Origin of the sequence: Variovorax sp. VNK109, from assembly GCF_049445855.1 — a bacterium.
GTDB lineage: Bacteria > Pseudomonadota > Gammaproteobacteria > Burkholderiales > Burkholderiaceae_C > JAGOCV01.
Window position 1 is genome coordinate 271,664 of record NZ_JBMSDV010000002.1, and the last position, 21,963, is coordinate 293,626.

A 21,963-nucleotide genomic window follows, 5' to 3' on the forward strand; every position below is an offset into this window, starting at 1 on the left:
AATTCTAGAAAACGGGCGACAGCGCCGTTTCGGGGTTGGCTGGCAGAATCTTCTGCAATGAGCGAAGCCAGACCTGCCCCCGAGCCGCGCGAGGCCTACCGCGCCTTCCGTTCCATTTCCACCCGCTGGATGGACAACGACGTCTACGGTCATGTCAACAACGTCGTCTACTACAGCTGGTTCGACACGGCGGTGAATGCCCATCTGATCGAACAGGGCGCGCTGGACATCCACCATGGCGAAACCGTGGGCCTGGTCATCGAGACGCAGTGCAACTATTTCGAACCGATCGCTTTTCCGCAGGCTGTCGACGCGGGCATCCGCGTGGCGCACATGGGTAAATCCAGCGTGCGCTACGAAATCGGGCTGTTCATCGCCGGCAAGCCGCTCACGGCCGCGCGCGGGCATTTCATTCATGTGTATGTGGACCGGGCCACGCGCAGGCCGGTCACCCTTCCCGAGAAACTCAAAGCCGTACTGGAGACCCTCAAGTGACAAGTGAAGTGACAAGCCAGGTGAGTACCGTCGTGAAAGACCCTGCGAGCGTCGACGCCGCCATCGAAAGCCGCTTTTCGGCACGCGCGTTCCTGCCGGAACCCGTCGCGCGCGAGACGATCATGGACATCCTCCGCGTTGCGAGCAGGGCGCCGTCCGGCACCAATGCCCAGCCCTGGAAGGTTTATGTGTTGGCGGGTGCGAAGCGCGATGAATTGGTCGACAAGGTCTGTGCAGCGCACGACGCGATCCGCGCCAATCCCGAACTCGCGAGCGAGTACAAGGAAGAGTACGACTACTACCCGGAAAAGTGGATCAGCCCCTACATCGACCGGCGCCGGGAAAACGGATGGAGTCTCTATGGTCTGCTGGGCATCACCCGCGCCGACAAGGACAAGATGCACGCGCAACACCAGCGCAACTTCCGCCTGTTCGATGCACCCGTTGGCCTGATGTTCACGCTGGATCGTGTGATGGGGCGCGGCAGCCTCATCGACTACGGCATGTTCATGCAGAACATCATGCTCGCCGCACGTGCGCGCGGTTTGCACACGTGCCCGCAGGCAGCATGGAACAACTACGGGAAGATCATCCTGCCGCTGGTAGGTGCGGGGGGCAATGAGATGCTCGTCTGTGGCATGGCCCTGGGCCACGCGGACGAGTCGGCGCTGGTCAACAGCTTCCACACACCGCGTGAGGACGTGGCGTCCTTCACGCAGTGGGTGTCATGACGCAAGCTCAGCCACCAGCGCGCTTGTCGGCCTTGGCGTTCGCATGGGCGGCCTTGGCGTCCTTCACGCAGGCATCCTTGGCATTGCCGGCCAGGTCATCGCACTTTTCCTTGGCGGTTTCATAGGCTGTGTCTGCCTTGACTTCGGCGACCTTGGCGGTTGCCTTGGGGCTGGGCTTGTACTGGGCGTCGAGTTCGGCCTTGGCGACCTTTTCCGCTCCCTTGGCCTCGGCCATGCAGATGTCCTTGGCATTGGCGCTCATCGAGTCGCAGCGTTCCTTGGCGGACTTGTAGGTCGCTTCGATGCTCTTTTCCTGTGCCTTGTATTCGTCCTTGGTCACGGCGGAAGCGCCCGTCGCAAAGCCGAAAGAGCAGGCCATGGCAACGATGAGGGGAAGGGTCTTTTTCATTTGCGATCTCCTGTGAAGTAGTTGAACTCGAGGGGTGCGATACCCGTGACGCCACTTTAGGAGCTGGGGCGCAGGAGCGCGGTAGGACGGGCAGGGAGCCGGGCGTAATCCCGAGCCTACAGGGTGGGCGGGGGCGGGCGATAATGCGGCGTCGCCACACGGCGGCCCTGTCGGGACAAGACAGGCCACAGTTCCAGAGTCTTCATGATCATCACGAGTCTCCTCGATACCGACCTGTACAAATTCACCATGATGCAGGTGGTGCTGCATCAGTTTCCCGGCGCGCAGGTGGAGTACAAATTCCGCTGCCGCAACCCTGGCGTCAAGCTTGCGCCTTACGTCAACGAGATCCGCGAGGAAATCCGTGGCCTGTGCAGCCTGCACTTCCAGGACGCCGAGCTCGCGTACCTGCGCTCGATGCGCTTCATCAAGAGCGACTTTGTCGACTTCCTCGCGTTGTTCAGGCTCAACGAGAAGTACATCTCCATCGTGCCGCAGGCCAATGGCGAGATCGAGGTGTCGATCAAGGGCCCGTGGCTGCACACCATCCTCTTCGAAATCCCCGTGCTGGCCATCATCAACGAGGTCTATTTCCGCAACACGCAGGAGCGCCCTGACCTGGCCGAAGGCCGCAGCCGTCTCACGACCAAGATCGCGCAACTGCGCGGCGAAGGTCTGGCCGAGCTCAAGATCGCAGACTACGGCACGCGCCGCCGTTTCTCCAAGGCGTGGCACGAGGAAGTGCTGACCACGCTGGCTTCCCAGCTGGGTACCGGTGCGACGGGCCAGTTCGCCGGCACGAGCAATGTGCTGTTCGCCATGAAACTCGGCTACACGCCGCTGGGCACCATGGCGCACGAATACCTGCAGGCCTGCCAGGCGCTCGGCCCGCGCCTGCGCGACAGTCAGGTGTTCGGCTTCGAGTCGTGGGCGAAGGAATACCGCGGCGACCTCGGCATCGCACTGTCGGACGTGTACGGCATGAGCGCTTTCCTGCGCGACTTCGACATGTTCTTCTGCAAGCTGTTCGACGGCGCACGCCACGACAGCGGAGACCCGTTCAACTGGGGCGAGCGCATGATCGCGCATTACACGAACAACCGGGTCGATCCGCGCACCAAGACGCTGATCTTCAGCGACGGCCTGACGGTGCCGCGCACTATCGAGCTGTATCGCCAGTTCCAGGGTCGCTGCCAGCTTGCGTTCGGCATCGGCACCAATCTCACCAACGACCTGGGCGATCCACCTGCGCACGAGCCGCTGCAGATCGTCATCAAGATGGTCCGCTGCAACGGGCAGCCGGTGGCCAAGCTGTCGGACACGCCGTCCAAGAACATGTGCGACGACGAGCGCTATCTGGCCTATCTGCGGCAGGTGTTCGACATCCCGCAGCCGGCGTGATGCCGGGCTTGCAACAACCGACAACTGAAGTGGGGACACAGAGATGAAGACAGGCTTGCGTTGGGCATGCGCGTTGGGGGCAATGGCGTTGCCGGGGTTGGCGATGGCGGCCGATTTCGATGGTTCGAAACTTTCACCGCTGTGGGGGGTGCCGTTCGCGGGCATCCTGTTGTCCATTGCATTGATGCCATTGCTGACGCCGGTGTTCTGGCATCACCACTTCGGCAAGGTGGCGGCCGCCTGGGCGCTCGTGTTCCTCGTGCCGTTCGCGTTGATGTATGGGCTGCAGGTCGCGGGTACCAGCCTCGTGCACGCGCTGCTGGCCGAGTACATCCCGTTCATCATCCTGCTGACGGCGCTGTTCACGGTCGCGGGCGGTATCCACATCCGCGGTAACCTGCATGGCAGCCCGGCGCTCAACACGGCCATCCTGGCCATCGGCTCCGTGCTGGCGAGTTTCATGGGCACGACCGGCGCGTCGATGCTGCTGATCCGCCCGCTGATCCGCGCCAACGACAACCGTGTGCATCGCGCACATGTGATCGTGTTCTTCATCTTCATCGTGTCGAATGCCGGCGGCTCGCTCACGCCGCTGGGCGATCCACCACTCTTCCTCGGCTTCCTGAAGGGCGTCGATTTCTTCTGGACGGTGAAGCACATATTTCCCGAAACGCTGTTCCTCGTCGGAGCCTTGCTGGTGATCTTCCATGTGCTCGATACCTGGTACTACCGCAAGGAGGGTGTGCTTCCCATGGACCCGACGCCGGACACGCCGCGCCTCGCTTTCGACGGCGCCGTCAACTTCCTGTTGCTGGGCGGGGTGGTCGGCCTTGTGCTCCTCAGCGGCTTCTGGAAGTCGCCCGTGGTGTTCGACATCGCAGGAACCGAAGTCGGCCTGCCCGGCATCGTGCGCGACATCGGCCTGATCGGCATCACGTTGCTTTCGTTGCAGATCACGAGCGCCAAGGTGCATGAGGACAACCAGTTCTCGTGGGGCCCCATGCTGGAGGTGGCCAAGCTCTTCGCAGGCATCTTCCTCACCATCATCCCGGTCATCGCGATGCTGAAGGCGGGCGCGCAGGGGCCGTTCGGGGCGATCGTGTCTGCGGTCACGCGGCCTGATGGCACGCCGATTCCTGCGATGTACTTCTGGGCAACCGGCGCGCTCAGTTCCTTCCTGGACAACGCACCGACCTACCTCGTGTTCTTCAACACCGCAGGCGGCGACCCGCAGGCGCTCATGACCACGCTTGCACCCACGCTGGCTGCGGTTTCGGCCGGTGCGGTGTTCATGGGCGCCAACACCTACATCGGCAATGCGCCCAATCTCATGGTCAAGGCGATCGCCGAAGACCGTGGCGTGAAGATGCCCAGCTTCTTCGGCTACATGCTGTGGTCGGGCGCAATCCTGATCCCGCTGTTCATCGCAATGACATTCATCTGGTTCCGTTGAGGAGTAGCAAACATGACCAAACCCAAGGTGCTCGTGGCGCGGGCGATCTTTCCCGAGGTGATCGGGAAACTCTCGCAGCATTTCGACGTGGAGTCGAACCCGTCGGACGAAATCTGGAGCAAACCTGACTTCATCGCGAAGCTGAAGGGCAAAGTGGGCGTGTTCACCACGGGCAGCGAGCGCATCGATGCCGAGGTGCTGGCTGCCAGTCCGGACCTGAAGATCTGCGCCAACATGGCCGTGGGCTACAACAACTTCGATGTGGACGCGATGACCGCGCGCGGCGTGCTCGGCACCAACGCGCCCGACGTGTTGACGGAAACCACGGCGGACTTCGGCTTCGCGCTGCTCATGGCAACGGCGCGCCGCGTCACCGAGAGCGAGCATTACCTGCGTGCCGGCCTCTGGACCAAGTGGTCCTTCGACATGTTCGCGGGCTCTGACATCCACGGCTCCACGCTGGGCATCATCGGCATGGGCCGCATCGGGCAGGGCATCGCACGCCGTGGCGCGCACGGCTTTGGCATGAAGGTGATCTACCACAACCGCTCGCGCCTGGACGCGGCGACCGAAGCCGAATGCAAGGCGACCTATGCCAGCAAGGAAGAAGTGCTGAAGACGTCGGATCACGTCGTGCTGGTGGTGCCGTATTCGCCGCAGTCGCACCACACCATCGGCGCGGCCGAAATCGCGATGATGAAGCCGACGGCCAACCTGATCAACATCGCACGCGGCGGCATCGTGGATGACGCTGCGCTCGCCGTTGCCCTGAAAAACAGACAGATCGCCGCTGCCGGCCTGGATGTGTTCGAGGGCGAGCCCAAGCTCAACCCCGCGCTGCTCGACGTGCCGAACGTGGTGCTGACGCCGCACATCGCGAGCGCCACCATTCCCACGCGCAAGGCGATGGCGAACCTGGCGGCGGACAACCTGATCGGCTATCTCACAAAGAACAAGCCGTTGACACCACTCAACCCGCAAGTGATCAAGGGCTGAGGCGCACCTGTTCATGGAATCTCCGCTCGTCCTCTGGATACTGGCGCTGCTGTGCGCATTGAACCTCGTGCTGCTCGCGGTGCTGTTGCTGCGCAGCGGGCGCAAGGACGATGGGGCCGGGCAGGCTGCACAAGCCGCGCTGGTGGCCAGCCTCCAGCCTCTCGTGCAGAGCGCCATCCAGACAGCGACGCAGCGCTCCGAGGCTGAAGTGCGGCGCGAAATCGCCGACACCTCGCGCGCCACGCGTGCCGAACTGGCGCAGAGCATTTCGACCTTCCAGCAGGCCCTGGTGCAACAGGGCGCGGAGGCCACGCGCACGCAGAACGCGCAACTCGACGCCTTCTCGCAGCAGCTCACGCTGCTGCAGAAGTCGCTGGGCGACACGCTCACCACGCAGCTGCAGGCACTGAGTGACGCGAACGCGCGCCGCATTTCCGAGGTTCGCGCGACCCTCGAAGCGCAGCTCGCGCAACTGCAGCAGACCAATGCCACCAAGCTGGACGAGATGCGTCGCACGGTGGACGAAAAACTGCAATCCACGCTGGAAACGCGTCTGGGCGAAAGCTTCAAGCAGGTGGCCGAGCGGCTGGAACAGGTGCACAAGGGCCTGGGTGAAATGCAGACGCTGGCGCAAGGCGTCGGCGACCTCAAGCACCTGCTGACCAACGTGAAGACGCGCGGCATGTTCGGCGAAGCGCAGCTCGGCGCGTTGCTGGAGCAGGTGTTCTCGCCCGAGCAATACGCCGCACAGGTGGTCACGCGACCGGGCAGTCGCAACAACGTCGACTTCGCCATCCGGCTGCCGGGCAAATCGGTCGACGGCACGCCGCTCTGGTTGCCGATCGACGCGAAGTTCCCCAACGAAGATTACGAGCGCCTGCTGGACGCGCAGCAGCGTGCCGATGCCATCGCGGCCGACGCAGCGGGCAAGGCGCTGGAGGTGCGCATCCGCCTCGAGGCCAAGTCGATCAGCGAGAAGTACATCGAGCCGCCGCACACGACGGATTTCGCCATCCTGTTCCTGCCGACCGAAGGCCTGTACGCCGAAGTACTGCGCAGACCCGGCCTCATGGACGCCCTGCAGCGCGACCACCGCGTCACACTCGCCGGGCCGACCACGCTGCTGGCCATGCTCAGTTCGCTGCAGATGGGCTTTCGAACGCTGGCGCTGGAGAAGCGCTCCAGCGAGGTCTGGCAGGTACTGGGTGCGGTCAAGACGGAGTTCGGCAAGTTCGGTGACGTGCTCACGCGTGTGAAGAACCAGACCGAGACCGTGCTCAACACGCTCAGCAGTGCCGAGCAACGCAGCCGCGTGATGAGCCGGGCGCTGCGCAACGTCGAAGCCCTGCCCGAAGCCGAAAGCACGCGCCTCATCCCGCCGGGAGCGGAGGCTGAAGAGACTTGAACGCGGAACTCGTCCGGCTGATCGCCGCGCAGGTCTGCATCCATGCCTGCATGACCGGCCTGCGCATGGCCACGCCGTTGCTGGCGCTGCGTGAAGGGTTCAGCCCTGCGGCGGTCGGCTTCCTGCTTGCACTGTTCGCGCTCACGCAGGTGTTCCTGGCATTGCCCGCGGGTCGATTCGCCGACCTCAACGGTCTGCGCAAACCGGTGCGATGGTCCATCGTGGTGGCCGTTCTGGGCGCCGGCGTTGCCGTGATCTGGCCGGTGTATCCGGTGTTGTGCATTGCGGCACTGGCCAGCGGCGGGGCCACCGGCGTGGCCACCATTGCCTTGCAGCGGCATGTCGGCCGCGCGGTGCATTCGACGACACAACTCAAGCAGGTGTTCAGCTGGCTGGCGCTCGGGCCGGCGGTGTCCAACTTCATCGGGCCGTTCTGCGCGGGGCTGCTCATCGACCATGCCGGCACCACGGCGGGTGACACGACGGGCTATCGTGCCGCGTTCCTGCTGATGGCGGTTTTCCCGCTGGCGGCGTGGTGGTGGGTGCACCGGGTGAAGGAGCTGCCCCCCGTGGTGGCGGACGCCAACGGGCCGCGTCGGGCGTGGGACCTGTTGGGCGAGCCGATGTTCAGGCGTCTGCTCATCGTCAACTGGATCCTCTCGTCATGCTGGGACGTCCATACCTTCGTCGTGCCCATCATCGGGCACGAGCGTGGTCTGAGCGCGTCTGTGATCGGCTCCATCCTCGGCGCTTTTGCCCTGGCTGCAGCAGCGGTCCGCGTGGCGCTGCCCATCCTGGCCGAGCGCTTGCGCGAGTGGGCGGTGATCTCGGGCGCAATGCTGATGACGGCTGTGCTGTTCTCCATCTATCCGCTGCTGCATTCGGCACTGGCCATGGGCGCGTGTTCGGTGCTGCTGGGCATTGCACTGGGCTCCGTGCAGCCGATGGTCATGAGCACCCTGCACCAGATCACCCCCGAAGCGAGGCACGGCGAGGCGCTGGGCTTGCGCCTCATGGCCATCAATGCATCCAGCGTGACGATGCCCATGCTGTTCGGCGCCCTGGGGGCCGTCATCGGCGTCGCGGGTGTGTTCTGGATCGTTGGCGCGGTGGTGGGGGTGGCCACCCGCTCAGCCTGGCAACTCAGGCCGGCAGCAAGCGTCTAGACGCGCGTGCGGGGTGGCGACAGAAGGTCGACCGGCCGATCAAAGCCGGTAGAACTTGCGGATGCCGTCCCATGCCGCTTCGGGCGTGTCGGCGTACTGGAACAAGTCCAGGTCTTCCGGGGAAATCGCACCTTCTTCCACCAGAACCTCCAGGTTCAGCAGGCGCTTCCAGTAGTCACTGCCGAACAGGATGATCGGCACCGGCTTGGCCTTGCGCGTCTGCACGAGCGTGATGACTTCGAAGACCTCGTCCAGCGTGCCGAAGCCGCCCGGGAAGGCAACCAGCGCCTTCGCGCGCATCATGAAGTGCATCTTGCGCAACGCGAAGTAGTGGAACTTGAAGTTGAGCGAGGGGGACACGTACTTGTTGCCGCTCTGCTCATGCGGCAATGCGATGTTCAGGCCGACGGTGAGTGCGCCCATTTCATGCGCGCCGCGATTGGCGGCTTCCATGATGCCGGGGCCGCCGCCGGTGCAGACGTAGATGCGCTCCTGCACAGGGCGCTCGGCGCTGTAGCTCGCGACGAGCCGGCCGAACAACCGGGCCTGGTCGTAGTAGTGGGCGTTGCGCACGTGGCGGCGCGCCAGCGTGAGCGCCGCTTCGTCGCCGCTGGCTTCTGCAGCGGCGAGAGCCGCCTGCGCCGTCTCGGGGGCGGGAAAGCGTGCGCTGCCGTAGACCACGACCGTGTTGTCGATGCCTTGCGCCGCCTGGGCGAGGTCGGGCTTGAGCATCTCGAGCTGGAAGCGGATGCCGCGGGTCTCGCGGCGAAGCAGGAATTCGGGGTCGGCAAAAGCCAGCCGGTACGCGTCGGCGTCGAGCGGCTCGCCGGAATTGGCATGCGCCTGCAGCTCGGCCCACGCATCTGCAAGGCGGCGTTCGGACAGGTTTTCCGTCAGGTTTTCGGTGTTTTCCATATGAATCAGTGGTGGCTTGTTGCCTGAAGCGATTGTCGTACCAGCCGTGCAAGCTTGTCGCTACAGGGCAATTGCGAGTGCCAGCGGCACGAAGACGACCGCCAGCGCGTTGCCCAGCATGATCATCGCCGCGACTTTCTCAGGCTCCTGCCTGTAACGGTCGGCCAGCATGAACTGCATGACAGCCGGCGGCAACGCGGAGAACAGGATGAGTTGCGCGCGTTGGTCGCCTTCCATGCCCATGGCCCAGGTCAGCGGAATGGCGATCAGCAGGCCCAGGATCGGCCGGGCGAGCGCGCCCAGCAGGCCCAGCTTCAGGGCCGCGCGCCGAAGGCTGGTGAGCCGCACGCCCAGGGCGAACAGCATCATCGGCAACGTGGCATCGCCCAGCAACTTCATGCCCGACATGGCCAGATCGGGCGGGCGGATGCCGGAGACCGTGCTGGCGAAGCCGAGCAGGGTGGCCAGCATCAATGGGCTCAGCAGCAGGTCACGCGTGCGCGCATCGCGGCTCGTGATGCGTGTTCCCAGCGAAAAATGGAGCAGGTTGTTCAGCGAAAACAGTGCGACGGCCGCGCCGAAGTTGGCGGGGCCGAAGGCCAGCAGCGCCAGCGGCAGGCCCATGTTGCCGCAGTTGTTGGCCATGACGACCGGCACGAGCGTGCGCGGCTGCGTGCCCGTGACACGCGCCAGTCCCCAGGCCAGCAGGCCGCAGCCCAGGATCACGATGGTGCCGCCGAGCAGGAGCCAGAGATGGTCCTGCAGGCGGAAGCTGCGATCTGCCAGCGCGGTGAAGACGAGCAGGGGGGCCAGCACGTCCAGGGCAATGCGATTGAAGGTGGAGAGGTCCGGCCTGGTCTTGCGTCCGTAGAAGAAGCCGATCGCCACCACGAAGAACACCGGCACGATGATGCGGGCGATGCGTTCAATCAGGTCCATGAGCCGGGGAAATCTCGAAGGTGAAAGAAAAAGGGCTCCGGATGGAGCCCTTTGTCGTGACGTTGCGCCTCAGACGCGACGGCGGTATTCACCGGTGCGTGTGTCGATTTCGATCTTGTCGCCCTGGGCCACGAAGATCGGCACGCCGACTTCGAAGCCGGTGGCGATCTTGGCGGGTTTGAGCACCTTGCCGGACGTGTCGCCCTTGACGGCGGGCTCGGTCCAGGTGATTTCACGCTCCACGCTGGTGGGCAGTTCGACCGAGATGGCCTTGCCGTCGTAGAACACCACTTCGACGGGCATGCCGTCTTCGAGGTAGTTCAGGGCGTCGCCCATGTTCTCGGCTTCGACTTCGTACTGGTTGTATTCGGTGTCCATGCACACGTACATGGGGTCGGCGAAGTAGGAGTAGGTGCACTCCTTCTTCTCGAGGATGATCTGGTCCATCTTGTCGTCGGCCTTGAACACGACTTCGGTACCGAAGTTGTTCAGCAGGCTCTTGAGCTTCATGCGCACGGTGGCGGCGTTGCGGCCGCCGCGGGCGTATTCGGTCTTCAGCACGACCATAGGATCCTTGCCGTGCATGATGACGTTGCCGGCGCGGATTTCTTGAGCGATTTTCATGTCGTTTCTTCAGTGGTGGGCCGCCGGGCGCGTGGCGCAGGCAGATGCGCATGGAACCTGCCGAACGCCGCGCCCTGTGTGCGGCGGGGTGCTGTTGGTGCGCGTAGGGCGCAACGCCAGCAAAGCTGCGTATTTTAACGCATTCGCACCCGCAGGACGAAGGATTCGAGCTGTGTGCACAGGTCCCGCAGTGCGAGGGCCTTCAGGCGCGCCTGCTTTGCGGCCACTTGCCATCCGGCGAGATCCGGCACAGCCAGCTCGGGATTGACGATGCCGTTCCATGCCAACGAAAAGTCGCGTAACGAGGCTGGCGCGTCCATCCAGTCGAGGAACGCGGCCAGTTTGGCGTGGTGCGCGGCGTCGTCCTGGGGGTAGATGTTCCACACGAACGGCTTGCCCGCCCAGAGGGCGCGCACCAGCGAGTCTTCGCCACGGACGAGGTTGAGATCGCTTGCCCACAGCAGATGGTCGAATTCGGTTTGCGGCATGGCGGGCAGCCAGCTGATCGACGGTAAACGCATCGAGGGGGCCGCGTGGTGGAGTGCGGCTTTCACCGCCTGTGTGGCTCGTCCTGCCGTCACGAGAAGATGTGTTCGGCCAGCAGCACCCAGATGCATCAGCAGCCGGGGCAGGGCTGCCGGCTCGTAGCAGAAGAGGCTGACCACGGCATCGCCTTCGTGCCATGGCACGCCATGGCCGAGCAGCCAGGCCGCCCGGTCAAAGTTGCGTTTCCGCGCTTCGAGGTCGTCTTCACGCAGGAGGCCGCCGGTTCCGCCGGTGAAGCCGGGATAGAAGAAATACTTGTCCAGGCCCGCAGCCGGCCCGCTGAACACGGGCGAGCGCAGGCCATGGTTGCGTTCTACCCAGTCTTCGGCGCTCAGGTATTCGAGGTTGACCCACGCGGGCGCATGGCCGGCGGCTGCCCGGCGGGCCATCGCTTCGAGGTAGTGCGCATCGAGTTCGCAGCCGAAAGCTTCGATGACCACGTCGCCCGCTTCGCCGAATGCGGTGTCGCCGTCCCACGCTTGCACTTCCACGCCTGCGTGGCCGTGTGGTGCCATCCACGCCAGCGCGGACGCATCGTCCACCCACAGGCGCGGCGCATGCCCGCGGTCGGCCAACTGGCGTGCCAGCCGCCAGCACACGCCGATGTCGCCGTGGTTGTCGATAACCCTGCAGAAGATGTCCCACGTGAGCGGAGCAGTCATGCCGCGGATTGTCCACAATACGGGGATGACAGATTCCGCAGCCGTGCACACGCCCGAACTGCTGGCCGAGGTGGCTGCGCTGCCTCCGCTGCCGGGCGTGTACCGCTATTTCGACGCGCAGGACGCCGTGCTCTACGTGGGCAAGGCGCGTAACCTGAAGAAGCGTGTCTCCAGTTACTTCCAGAAGACCCATGGCGGCACGCGCATCGGCCACATGGTGGGCAAGATCGCGCGCATGGAGACGACGGTGGTGCGCTCCGAGGCCGAGGCCCTGCTGCTGGAAAACAACCTCATCAAGACGCTCAAGCCGCGCTACAACATCCTGTTCCGCGACGACAAGAGTTATCCGTACCTGCGTATCGCAGCGCTGCCCGCAGCGACGCCTGCTGCAAGCCCGGCCGGTGAATCGGCCAGTCGCAACAACGTGGGCCAGAGCGCGGCGGCGTTTCCCCGCGTGTCCTACTACCGCGGCGCGGTTGATCGCAAGCACCACTACTTCGGGCCGTATCCGAGCGCGTGGGCGGTGAAGGAATCCATCCTGCTCCTGCAGAAGGTGTTCCGCCTGCGCACCTGCGAAGACACGGTTTTCAACAACCGGACGCGGCCTTGCCTGCTGTACCAGATCAAGCGCTGTTCGGGCCCTTGTGTGGGGCATGTGACGCCCGAGGACTATGCGCACGACGTGGCCAACGCGCAGTCCCTGCTCGAAGGCGACACGCAGGCCGTGCTGGAAACGCTGGAGGCCCGCATGATGGCCCACTCCGAACGTCTCGAGTTCGAGCAGGCGGCGGAAATCCGTAACCAGATGACGGCGCTGTCGCGCGTGCTGCACCAGCAATCGGTGGACAACGTGTCCGACAAGGACGTGGACATCCTCGTCGTGAAAGTGCAGGGCGGCCGCGCCTGCGTCAATCTGGCCATGGTGCGCGGCGGGCGGCATCTGGGCGACAGGGCGTACTTTCCCGCGCATGTCGAGGATGCGCGGGAGATCTACGAAGGTGAAGTGGCCGAAGGGGCGGATGCCGCCGACGAGGGGGCCAGCATCGAAAGCATCAAGCCGCAATCCGTCGAGGCGCAGGTGCTCGAGGCGTTTATCGCACAGCACTACATCGATGTGCCTGTCCCGCCGACGCTCGTTGTGAGTGAACCCATCGCCAAGGCGCTGCTCGAGGCGCTGTCACAGCAAGGCGGCGTGCGCGTCTCGGCGGTGCACCAGCCGCGCGAGCAACGGCGCGTGTGGCTCGAGATGGCGGAGAAGAACGCGTCCATCCAGCTGGCGCGCCTGCTGGCGGAAGAGGGCTCGCAACAGGCACGCACGCGCGCGCTGGCCGATGCGCTGGACCTCGCGTTGGAGAACCTCGACCCGCTGCGCATCGAATGCTTCGACATCTCCCACACGGCGGGTGAAGCGACACAGGCATCGTGCGTGGTCTTCCAGAACCACAAGATGCAGAGCAGTGAATACCGCCGCTACAAGATCGAAGGCATCACGCCGGGCGACGACTACGCCGCCATGCGCCAGGTGCTCACGCGCCGCTACAGCAAGATTGCCGAGGCGATGCGTGAAGGCGCGGACGGAACAGCTGGTGCCACGGCGCGCATGCCCGACCTCGTGCTGGTGGACGGCGGCAAGGGCCAGGTGTCGATGGCGCGCGACGTGTTCACCGAACTCGGGCTCGACCTGGCGCTGATCGTCGGTGTCGAGAAGGGGGAGGGCCGCAAGGTCGGGCTGGAGGAGCTGGTGTTCGCCGATGGTCGCGATAAGGTCTACCTGGGCAAGGATTCCGCCGCGCTGATGCTGGTTGCGCAGATCCGCGACGAGGCGCACCGCTTCGCCATCACCGGCATGCGCGCGCAGCGTGCGCGGGTGCGCGTGGGTGGCAGCAAGCTGGAAGAGATTCCCGGTGTCGGCCCGCGCAAGCGGGCGAGGCTGCTGCAACGCTTCGGTGGCGTTCGCGGCGTGGCCGCGGCCAGCGTGGACGATCTGGCTTCGGTCGAGGGCATTTCCCATGATCTGGCGGAGCAGATTTATCAGGCACTGCGCTGACGCCGGCTGGCGGCGTGACACAATCGCACGATGTTCCTCACCATCCCCACGATCATGACCTGGACGCGCATCGTCGCGATTCCGCTCATCGTCGGGGTTTTCTACCTGCCCATCGCTCCCGCCACCATGAACCTGGTGGCCACGGTGATGTTCGTCGTCTTCGCGCTCACGGACTGGCTGGACGGCTACCTTGCGCGCAAGCTCAACCAGACCTCGGCCTTCGGCGCGTTTCTCGATCCGGTAGCCGACAAGTTCCTGGTCTGTGCCTCGCTGCTGGTGCTGGTGCACCTGAACCGCGCCGACGTGTTCGTCGCGCTCATCATCATCGGCCGCGAGATCGCCATTTCCGCGCTGCGTGAGTGGATGGCGCAGATCGGCGCGTCGCGCAGCGTGGCGGTGCACATGGTCGGCAAGCTCAAGACGACGGTGCAGATGGTGGCGATCCCGTTCCTGCTGTATCACGGCAACCTGTTCGGCTTCATCGATACGAACCTGTGGGGCACCTGGCTCATCTGGGCCTCGGCCATCCTGACCGTCTGGTCGATGGTCTACTACCTGCAGAAGGCGATTCCCGAGATTCGCGCGCGCGCGAAATGAACGACCGGCAGTCGGTCGCGCTCGTGCGGGCGATGCCCGTCATCTTCGTGCTCATCTGGAGCACGGGCTTCATCGTGGCGCGCTACGGCATGCCGCATTCGCCGCCGCTGAAATTCCTCTCGGTGCGTTACATCCTCTCCGTGGCGTGCTTCCTGGTGTGGGCGCTGGCTGCGCGGGCCGCCTGGCCTTCCGGACGAAGGCAATGGTTTCATCTGGCCGTCACCGGCGTGCTGATGCATGCCGGTTATCTCGGGGGTGTCTGGGCAGCAGTGAAGCTCGGCATGGGTGCGGGTCTCGTCGCGCTGCTGGTCGGCTTGCAGCCGGTGCTCACGGCCATCTGGGTGTCGCAACGCGGCGGTGAGGTTTCATCGAAACAATGGGGCGGCCTCGCGCTGGGTTTTGCGGGTCTGGCCCTGGTGGTGTGGGAGAAGCTCGGCATGGGCGAGGTCCAGCTGGTCACGCTGATGCTTTCCGTGCTGGCGCTGCTCAGCATCACTGCAGGCACGCTCTACCAGAAGCGTTTCGTTGCGCCGTGTGACGTGCGTACCGCCAACATGGTGCAACTGGCTGCGGCCTTCGTCGTGTCCGCGCCGTTGGCGTTGCTCGAGCCCGAAACGATGCACTGGACCGGTCAGCTGACCGGCGCAATGGTGTGGTCCGTGCTCGTGCTCACGCTGGGCGGAAGTTCGCTGCTCTACATGCTCATCCAGCGGGGTGCGGCGACGGCTGTCACCAGTCTGCTCTACCTGGTGCCGCCATGCACGGCATTGCTGGCGTGGCTGCTGTTCGGCGAGCCCATCACCGCACTCATCATCGTGGGCACCGCGCTCACCGCGTTCGGCGTGAGCCTGGTGGTGCGCGCCGCGCGCTAGCCTTTGCCGGGGTCGTCCGGCGCGTGCCCATCCAGGGCTCCACTGCAAATTCTCCGGCGAGGAAGTCCACCAGCAAGCGCTGGCGCACCGGCATTTTGGGTTGCCACGGTGCGAGCCAGTGGATGTCCGCATCACGCATGGCCCATTCCGGGAGGACGCGCACGAGCGCGCCGCTGTCCAGCAGCGACGCCACGTCCCACTGGCTGCGCAGCGCGATGCCATGTCCTTGCAGGCACCAGTCACGCGCCAGTTCGCCGGAATTCGTGGTGAGCCTGCCCTGCACACGGACGCGGGCGGACGTGCCCCGGTCGTGCTGGAGTTGCCAGCTGTCGAAGCGCTCGCCAGTGCGGGCGTTCTCGCGCACCACCAGGCATTCATGCGCAGCCAGATCGGCTGGCTCCGCGGGCGCACCCACCCGTTCCAGATACGAGGGCGCGGCCACCAGAACACGGCGGTTCGGCGCAAGCTTGCGCGACACCCATTGCGATGCCACGCGCTGGTCGCTGACGGACCAGAGCCAGATCGCGCCATCGAACCCTTCTGCGGCAAGGTCGGGCAGATGTTCCGTGAGTTGCAACTGGAACGAGATCTTCGGGTACCGGAGCTGGAAGCGCGCCAGTGCCGCCCCGAGCCAGACGCGACCGAAGCCCATCGTTGCGACGAGCCGCATCGCGCCGGCGGGCTCCGACTTGCGCTCACCCAATTCGTCCTCGAGTTCACGAAAGCCCTGCAGCAGCCCACGCGCCCGCTCGCATGCGGCCTCGCCTTCCGCAGTGGCGCTCACGCGGCGCGTGGATCGCTGGAACAATTGCTGCCCCAGTCGCTGCTCGAGTGCTGCCAGCCGCTTGGTGACTGCGGGCGGCGCCATACCGAGCCGGGCCGCGGCGCCCGAGAGGCTGCCCTGCTCACGGATGGCGACGATGAGTTCCAGATCGGCTCGTTCCATAATTTCCTGATTGGAAATAATTGATTGCCTGATTATTGCTTGATGCCGATCAGGCGCCAACGGCACAATGCACGAAAGAAAGCGAACGAACATGCTGGAGACATTCACCCCCCACACCGTTGCGACTGCCGACGGCCCCATCCACACGCGCAAGGGCGGGCAGGGCCCCGCGTTGCTGCTCATGCATGGCCATCCGCAGACCCATGCGATGTGGCACCGCGTGGCTCCGGCCCTGGCCGCGCACTTCACCGTGGTGATGATGGACTTGCGTGGCTACGGTGATTCCATGCGCATCGAGGGTGACGAAACCCACGCTGCGCATGCCAAGCGCGCGATGGCCAACGACGCCATGGACGTCATGCGCCACTACGGATTCACGCAATTCCAGGTGCTGGCGCATGACAGGGGCGCGCGCGTGGCGCATCGTCTCGCCATCGATCATCCGGATGCCGTGCAGCGCATGATGCTGCTGGATATCGCGCCCACGCTTGCCATGTACGAGCAGACGTCGCTGGGCTTCGCCACGGCTTACTGGCACTGGTTCTTCCTCATCCAGCCGCCGCCGCTGCCCGAAGCGCTGATCGAATCGGACCCGGTGCGCTACGTGCGCAGCGTGATGGGAAAACGGCATGCGGGACTGTCCGCCTTCGCGCCCGAGGCACTCGCGGAATACGAGCGTTGCGCGGCGATTCCGGGCAGCGCGCACGCGGTGTGCGAGGACTACCGCGCCAGCGCGACGATCGATCTCGACCACGACCGTGCCGACATCCAGCAAGGCCGCAAGGTGCAGGTGCCCTTGCGTGTGCTGTGGGGTGGGCATGGCGTCGTGGGCGCCAATTTCGACGTGCTGGCGCTGTGGCGCGAGCGCGCCACGCAGGTCAGCGGCCAGGCTTTGCCATGCGGTCACTACATCGCAGAAGAAGCGCCCGACGAATTGCTGAAGGAAGCCCTGGGCTTTTTCCAGCGCTGAGCCTCTTCAAGACATCCAATCGAAGGAAAAATCATGTCCAGGAAACGAATCGCAGTCATCGCCGGCGACGGCATCGGCAAGGAAGTCATGCCCGAAGGCATCCGCGTGATGGATGCTGCAGCCCGCAAGTTCGGCATCGACCTGCAGTTCGATCATTTCGATTTTTCGAGCTGGGACTACTACGAGAAGCACGGCAAGATGCTGCCTGACGACTGGAAGGACCAGATCGGCGGACACGACGCCATCTTCTTCGGTGCGGTCGGCTGGCCCGAGAAGATCGCCGACCACGTGTCGCTGTGGGGTTCGCTGCTGTTGTTCCGTCGCGAGTTCGACCAGTACATCAACCTGCGCCCCGCGCGCCTGATGCCCGGCATCATCGCGCCCGTGGTGCGTCGGGACGGCAGCGCGCGTGCGCCCGGCGAGATCGACATGTACATCGTGCGCGAGAACACCGAGGGCGAGTACTCCAGCATCGGCGGCCGCATGTATGCAGGTACACCGCGCGAGATCGTGATGCAGGAAACCGTGATGTCGCGCGTCGGTGTCGACCGCGTACTGAAGTTCGCGTTCGAGCTCGCCCAGTCGCGTCCGAAGAAGCATCTGACGAGCGCCACGAAGTCCAACGGCATCGCGATCACCATGCCGTACTGGGACGAGCGCGTGGCCGAGATGGCGAAGAGCTATCCCGGTGTGAACCTCGACAAGTTCCACATCGACATCCTCACCGCGCATTTCGTGCAACGCCCCGACTTCTTCGATGTCGTTGTGGCGAGCAATCTGTTCGGTGACATCCTCAGCGACCTGGGCCCGGCGTGCACGGGCACCATCGGCATTGCGCCGAGTGCGAACCTCAACCCCGACCGCACGACGCCGTCGTTGTTCGAACCCGTGCACGGCTCCGCGCCGGACATTGTAGGCAGGAACATTGCCAACCCCATCGGGCAGATCTGGTGTGGCGCGATGATGCTGGAGTTCCTCGGCCACAAGGATGCACACGACGCAGTGCTCGCTGCCATCGAGAAGGTGCTCGATCCCCAAAGCGGTGCGCCACGCACGCCGGACATCGGCGGCAAGGCGGGCACGAGCGATCTGGGACGTGCGATCGCGCAAGCTTTGTAACGTGACCTTGCAGACCTTGTCGATCGGGGCGTGAAGAATCAACAAAAGCCACTAGAATCCGGGGCCGCGCCGTTGTAAAGCCGCATGTCGTATTGACACCATGCGAGCCACTGGCTCTAATGTTTTTCCGGCAGCGCGTACCGCCCATGCAGGTTTCTGAAAGCCCCTGATCGACGCGATCAAGGGTCAGGGAAAACAAGCTACAACCCGATCAACACACTCTCAACGAGGGGCTCCTTGTGAACAAGACAGAACTGATTGAACATATCGCCAAGCACGCCGACATCTCCAAAGCAGCAGCCACGCGCGCACTCGAATCCACCATCGGTGCCGTGAAGACGACCCTGAAGAAGGGCGGCTCCGTTTCCCTCGTCGGCTTTGGCACGTTCGCAGTCGGCAAGCGCGCAGCCCGCAGCGGCCGCAACCCCCGCACCGGCGCTACGATTAAAATCAAGGCCGCCAAGGTTCCCAAGTTCCGTCCGGGCAAGGCATTGAAAGATGCCTTGAACTGACACATCAGTTTCGGTGGGGTGCTTAGCTCAGCTGGTAGAGCGGCGCCCTTACAAGGCGTAGGTCGGCGGTTCGATCCCGTCAGCACCCACCAACAATGACAAAGGCGAACACGATGTTCGCCTTTTGTGTTTCAAGTCAGAGAGAGATTCGCCATGTTCGAGTTCATCCGCAAGAGCAGCAAGTACGTCATGCTTCCCTTGCTCGTGCTGATCATCCTGTCGTTCGTCGTCGTCGGCGGGCTCGACCGCTACAGCATCTTCGACGGCCGTGGTGACACGGTCGCCACGGTTGCAGGTCACAGCATCAAGAAGCAGGACTGGGACACAGAGCACCAGCGCCAGGTCGACCAGGCGCGCATGGCCAACCCGAACGTCGACACCGCGCTGCTCGACAGCCCGATGTACCGCTACTTCACGCTCGAAGGCATGGTGCGCGACCGCGTGCTCGCGGCAGCGGCCGACAAGATGCTGCTGAACACGACCGACGCGAAGCTCGCACGCGTGCTGCGTTCGGACCCATCCATCGGCAGGCCCGACGGCACGGTGGACACCGAGCGCTACAAGGAGCTGGTCACCAGCCAGAACATGACGCCTGCGATGTACGAAGCCAAGCTGCGTTCCGACCTTGCACACCGCCAGGTGCTGTTCGGCGTCGGGGGCACGGCCTTCGCGCCCAAGTCGCTGACGGACGCCACGCTCGATGCCGCGCTCGCGCGCCGCGAGATCCAGTTCGTGCGCTTCTCGCCGGCCGAGTACAAGTCGAAGGTCACGCTGACGGACGCGGACATCGAGGCCTATTACAAGGCGAACGAAGCGCAGTTCAAGGCTGCCGAGGAAGCCGACATCGAATACGTCGTTCTGGACGCAGAGGCCGTGAAGAAAAGCATCACGGTGAACGAGCAGGACCTCAAGTCCTACTACGAGCAGAACCTCGCCGCCGAAGCCGCGAAGGAGCAGCGTCGTGCCAGCCACATCATGATCGAGTCGCCTGCGAGCGCCTCGTCTGCCGACCGCGCGAAGGCGAAGGCGCGTGCCGAAGAGCTGCTCGCGCAAGTGCGCAAGGCGCCCAACACCTTTGCCGAGGTGGCGAAGAAGGAGTCGCAGGACCCCGGCTCCGCGCCGAATGGTGGTGACCTCGACTTCTCCCCGCGCGGTGGCTTCGTGAGCAAGGCGCTCGAAGATGCTGCGTTCGGCCTGAAGAACAAGGGTGACATCAGCGGCGTTGTCGAATCCGAGTTCGGTTATCACATCGTGCGCCTGACGGACATCCGCGCGCCCGAGCATCGCAGCTACGAACAGGCGCGCCCGACGCTGGAAGCCGAGTACCGCACGCAGCAGGCGCAGCGCAAGTTCAGCGAAATCGCGGAGACCTTCACCAACACCGTGTACGAGCAGTCGGACAGCCTTCAACCCGTGGCGGACAAGCTCAAGCTGCAGATCCAGACGGCCAAGGGCGTCACCCGGACTGCTGCACCGAACGTGTCGGGTGCTCTCGCTTCGCGCAATTTCCTGACTGCGCTGTTCCGCCCGGACGCCATCGAGCGGCAGCGCAACACCGAGGCGGTGGAGATCGGCCCGAGCCAGCTCGCATCCGGTCGCATCGTGAAATACACCGCTGCCCGTACGCTGCCCCTCGCCGAAGTGAAAGACAAGGTGCGCACCACGTTGCTGGAGCAGCGCGCAGCCGAACTGGCCAAAGCCGATGGTGAAGCCAGGTTGAAGGAGTGGCAGGCAACCCCGGCCCAGGCAGACGCCAGGCTGTCAAAACCGGCACCGATTTCGCGCGCCATGTCTGGCAACACGCCGCCCGAGCTCATCAATGCTGCACTGCGTGCGCAACCGTCGGCGCTGCCCGCGTTCGTGGGCCAGCAGATCGGTGACGAGTACGTCGTCATCAAGGTCAACAAGGCCCTGCCGCGCGAAGAGCTGCCCGAGCAGGCGATGCAACAAGCCTCGGGCCAGGTGACGCAGGCCATCGGCGCTGCCGAGAACCTGGCGTACTACGAGCTGCTGAAAGAGCGCTTCAAGGTCAAGTTCAACGTACCCCGCCCTGCCGAATTGCCGGCCGGCACGATCCAGTAACCAGTTCCCGCTATAATCACGGGCTTACGGTGGCTGTAGCTCAGCTGGTAGAGTCCCAGATTGTGATTCTGGTCGTCGTGGGTTCGAGTCCCATCAGCCACCCCAAGAACACGAGGCATTGCAATCAAGAGGTTGCAGTGCCTTTTTCTTTGGCCGACGCTCTGGTCACTCCGCCTTCTCGAGCGCGATCTCCCAGAGTGCCTTGGTCTTCACATACTTGCGAGTGACGAAATGCTCGAGTGACTTCACGCGCCAGCCCTGCGAAAACAAGGTGCGGGTCGAGTCTTCGTCGAAGAAGCGCTTGGGCTCTCCGTCAACGCTGTAGTAGTTCCGTTCGATTTCCTGGTGGCCGCTGGCGCCGAAGTGGCGGTCTTCGGTGGAGTTGAGCCGACAGAGCACCAGGCCACCGGGTTGCAGGACATGGCGGATGCGTTCCACGATGGCCAGGGTGTCCTGCCAGCGAAAGTAGTGCAGCGACAGGCTGGCGATGACTGCAGCGGCTTGTCCTTTTGCCAGGGGAAATGGATCACGGATGTCTCGTTGCTCGATACTGGCAGCAGGAGCTCGCAGTTTTGCGATTGCAACTGATGCACGCGAAAGATCGAACGCCTTGACGCGCAGGCCGGCCGCAGTGAGCGTGATCGTATCGTCGCCATGGCCGCAGCCGATTTCGAGAACTGTGCCGGTGCCTGCGCGCTCCATCAGCAGGGGCATCCAGCGTTCAAGCCAAGGGTCGTGAAGCATGGGGGCGATTCTAGGTTGCCGGCCTGCACGCGATTCAATAGACTCGCCGCATGCTCGCCGGAACCATCGTTGCCTACAACCCGCAAACTGGGCGTGCCGCCGCGCAGGTGGAACGGGACTACACCGTGTTCGAAATCCTCGACGACTGGCAGCCGAAGATCGGCAGCAAGGTGTGGGGCGACGACTTGCACAACCGCTTCGAAGGCTCGCTCCGCACCGAGTCTCAGGGTATGACGCGCATCCTGGTGATCGAGTTGTACTGCACGACGCCGCGCGTGCGCACCTTGCTTGAAAAGCCCGAGCCGGATTTCTGACCAAACCCTGTGCGGCTG

At 64.2% G+C, this 21,963-nt stretch carries 22 protein-coding genes and 2 tRNA genes; 17 read left to right on the forward strand and 7 right to left on the reverse strand.

The genetic code is table 11. The annotated features are described in order from the left end of the window. The first annotated feature begins 57 nt into the window (after positions 1-57). Both ACO2Q9_RS08820 and ACO2Q9_RS08825 read left to right on the forward strand, forming a co-directional pair. The gene (locus tag ACO2Q9_RS08820) at positions 58-495 is read left to right on the forward strand and encodes an acyl-CoA thioesterase (RefSeq protein WP_423310345.1); all 438 of its coding nucleotides are present in this window, start codon (positions 58-60) and stop codon (positions 493-495) included. A 32-nt stretch (positions 496-527) separates the two neighbouring features. Then, positions 528-1,226 carry a nitroreductase gene (locus ACO2Q9_RS08825; RefSeq protein WP_423310347.1) on the forward strand — a complete coding sequence of 233 codons (699 nt, stop codon included), beginning with the start codon at positions 528-530 and terminating at the stop codon, positions 1,224-1,226. A 7-nt stretch (positions 1,227-1,233) separates the two neighbouring features. Here the strand turns inward: ACO2Q9_RS08825 and ACO2Q9_RS08830 are convergent, their stop codons facing one another. Next, on the reverse strand, positions 1,234-1,635 hold the full coding sequence (locus ACO2Q9_RS08830; protein WP_423310349.1) for a hypothetical protein: 402 nt from the start codon (positions 1,633-1,635) through the stop codon (positions 1,234-1,236). A gap of 204 nt (positions 1,636-1,839) precedes the next feature. Here ACO2Q9_RS08830 and pncB point away from each other — a divergent pair, with 204 nt between their 5' ends. Genes pncB through ACO2Q9_RS08855 form a run of 5 tightly spaced genes read left to right on the forward strand, consistent with a single transcriptional unit; the run spans position 1,840 to position 8,056 of the window. Beyond that, positions 1,840-3,036 (forward strand): nicotinate phosphoribosyltransferase, encoded by a 1,197-nt coding sequence (gene pncB / locus ACO2Q9_RS08835; protein ID WP_423310351.1) that lies wholly within the window; start codon positions 1,840-1,842, stop codon positions 3,034-3,036. Positions 3,037-3,079: 43 nt separating this feature from the next. Beyond that, the gene (locus tag ACO2Q9_RS08840) at positions 3,080-4,489 is read left to right on the forward strand and encodes a sodium:proton antiporter (RefSeq protein ID WP_423310353.1); all 1,410 of its coding nucleotides are present in this window, start codon (positions 3,080-3,082) and stop codon (positions 4,487-4,489) included. Between the two features lie 12 nt (positions 4,490-4,501). Further along, positions 4,502-5,485 carry a 2-hydroxyacid dehydrogenase gene (locus tag ACO2Q9_RS08845; protein WP_423310355.1) on the forward strand — a complete coding sequence of 328 codons (984 nt, stop codon included), beginning with the start codon at positions 4,502-4,504 and terminating at the stop codon, positions 5,483-5,485. Between the two features lie 13 nt (positions 5,486-5,498). After that, positions 5,499-6,890, forward strand: coding sequence for a DNA recombination protein RmuC (gene rmuC, locus ACO2Q9_RS08850; protein ID WP_423310357.1), 1,392 nt, complete (start codon positions 5,499-5,501; stop codon positions 6,888-6,890). Further along, positions 6,887-8,056, forward strand: a complete 1,170-nt coding sequence (locus ACO2Q9_RS08855; protein WP_423310359.1) for an MFS transporter — start codon at positions 6,887-6,889, stop codon at positions 8,054-8,056. The genes rmuC and ACO2Q9_RS08855 overlap by 4 nt, the downstream gene beginning before the upstream one ends. 39 nt (positions 8,057-8,095) lie before the next feature. Here ACO2Q9_RS08855 and ACO2Q9_RS08860 read toward each other — a convergent pair whose 3' ends face one another. From ACO2Q9_RS08860 to earP, 4 genes are all read right to left on the reverse strand, one after another. Then, positions 8,096-8,971 carry a TIGR00730 family Rossman fold protein gene (locus ACO2Q9_RS08860; protein ID WP_423310361.1) on the reverse strand — a complete coding sequence of 292 codons (876 nt, stop codon included), beginning with the start codon at positions 8,969-8,971 and terminating at the stop codon, positions 8,096-8,098. A 60-nt stretch (positions 8,972-9,031) separates the two neighbouring features. Further along, positions 9,032-9,910, reverse strand: a complete 879-nt coding sequence (locus ACO2Q9_RS08865; RefSeq protein ID WP_423310363.1) for an AEC family transporter — start codon at positions 9,908-9,910, stop codon at positions 9,032-9,034. 69 nt (positions 9,911-9,979) lie between these two features. After that, positions 9,980-10,534 carry an elongation factor P gene (gene efp, locus ACO2Q9_RS08870; protein ID WP_423310365.1) on the reverse strand — a complete coding sequence of 185 codons (555 nt, stop codon included), beginning with the start codon at positions 10,532-10,534 and terminating at the stop codon, positions 9,980-9,982. A gap of 134 nt (positions 10,535-10,668) precedes the next feature. Then, positions 10,669-11,742 (reverse strand): elongation factor P maturation arginine rhamnosyltransferase EarP, encoded by a 1,074-nt coding sequence (gene earP, locus ACO2Q9_RS08875; RefSeq protein ID WP_423310367.1) that lies wholly within the window; start codon positions 11,740-11,742, stop codon positions 10,669-10,671. A 25-nt stretch (positions 11,743-11,767) separates the two neighbouring features. On the opposite strand from earP, the gene ACO2Q9_RS08880 reads away from it, so the two are divergent. From ACO2Q9_RS08880 to ACO2Q9_RS08890, 3 genes are read left to right on the forward strand one after another with little or no spacing between them, the layout of a single operon-like run. Beyond that, on the forward strand, positions 11,768-13,789 hold the full coding sequence (locus ACO2Q9_RS08880; RefSeq protein ID WP_423310369.1) for an excinuclease ABC subunit UvrC: 2,022 nt from the start codon (positions 11,768-11,770) through the stop codon (positions 13,787-13,789). 30 nt (positions 13,790-13,819) lie between these two features. Further along, positions 13,820-14,386 (forward strand): CDP-diacylglycerol--glycerol-3-phosphate 3-phosphatidyltransferase, encoded by a 567-nt coding sequence (gene pgsA, locus ACO2Q9_RS08885; protein ID WP_423310371.1) that lies wholly within the window; start codon positions 13,820-13,822, stop codon positions 14,384-14,386. Continuing rightward, positions 14,383-15,258 carry a DMT family transporter gene (locus ACO2Q9_RS08890; protein ID WP_423310373.1) on the forward strand — a complete coding sequence of 292 codons (876 nt, stop codon included), beginning with the start codon at positions 14,383-14,385 and terminating at the stop codon, positions 15,256-15,258. The genes pgsA and ACO2Q9_RS08890 overlap by 4 nt, the downstream gene beginning before the upstream one ends. Here the strand turns inward: ACO2Q9_RS08890 and ACO2Q9_RS08895 are convergent. Then, positions 15,215-16,204: a LysR family transcriptional regulator gene (locus ACO2Q9_RS08895; protein ID WP_423310375.1), complete on the reverse strand. Its 990-nt coding sequence runs from the start codon at positions 16,202-16,204 to the stop codon at positions 15,215-15,217. The genes ACO2Q9_RS08890 and ACO2Q9_RS08895 overlap by 44 nt on opposite strands. Positions 16,205-16,295: 91 nt before the next feature. Here ACO2Q9_RS08895 and ACO2Q9_RS08900 point away from each other — a divergent pair, with 91 nt between their 5' ends. The 6 genes from ACO2Q9_RS08900 to ACO2Q9_RS08925 all read left to right on the forward strand — a co-directional run bounded on the left by ACO2Q9_RS08900 (position 16,296) and on the right by ACO2Q9_RS08925 (position 20,992). Continuing rightward, positions 16,296-17,174 carry an alpha/beta fold hydrolase gene (locus tag ACO2Q9_RS08900; RefSeq protein WP_423310377.1) on the forward strand — a complete coding sequence of 293 codons (879 nt, stop codon included), beginning with the start codon at positions 16,296-16,298 and terminating at the stop codon, positions 17,172-17,174. A gap of 33 nt (positions 17,175-17,207) precedes the next feature. Continuing rightward, positions 17,208-18,293: a tartrate dehydrogenase gene (locus tag ACO2Q9_RS08905; protein ID WP_423310379.1), complete on the forward strand. Its 1,086-nt coding sequence runs from the start codon at positions 17,208-17,210 to the stop codon at positions 18,291-18,293. A 239-nt stretch (positions 18,294-18,532) separates the two neighbouring features. Continuing rightward, complete coding sequence (locus ACO2Q9_RS08910) at positions 18,533-18,805, forward strand: HU family DNA-binding protein (protein WP_243306389.1); 273 nt, start codon at positions 18,533-18,535, stop codon at positions 18,803-18,805. A gap of 16 nt (positions 18,806-18,821) precedes the next feature. Continuing rightward, positions 18,822-18,897 (forward strand) — tRNA-Val (locus ACO2Q9_RS08915). A 61-nt stretch (positions 18,898-18,958) separates the two neighbouring features. Beyond that, positions 18,959-20,887 (forward strand): SurA N-terminal domain-containing protein, encoded by a 1,929-nt coding sequence (locus tag ACO2Q9_RS08920; protein ID WP_423310381.1) that lies wholly within the window; start codon positions 18,959-18,961, stop codon positions 20,885-20,887. A 29-nt stretch (positions 20,888-20,916) separates the two neighbouring features. Then, positions 20,917-20,992, forward strand: a tRNA-His gene (locus ACO2Q9_RS08925). Between the two features lie 60 nt (positions 20,993-21,052). On the opposite strand, the gene ACO2Q9_RS08930 is transcribed toward ACO2Q9_RS08925, so the two are convergent. Then, on the reverse strand, positions 21,053-21,631 hold the full coding sequence (locus ACO2Q9_RS08930) for a class I SAM-dependent methyltransferase (protein ID WP_423310383.1): 579 nt from the start codon (positions 21,629-21,631) through the stop codon (positions 21,053-21,055). 50 nt (positions 21,632-21,681) lie between these two features. Here ACO2Q9_RS08930 and ACO2Q9_RS08935 point away from each other — a divergent pair, with 50 nt between their 5' ends. Continuing rightward, positions 21,682-21,945: a hypothetical protein gene (locus ACO2Q9_RS08935; RefSeq protein ID WP_423310385.1), complete on the forward strand. Its 264-nt coding sequence runs from the start codon at positions 21,682-21,684 to the stop codon at positions 21,943-21,945. Positions 21,946-21,963: the final 18 nt, after the last annotated feature.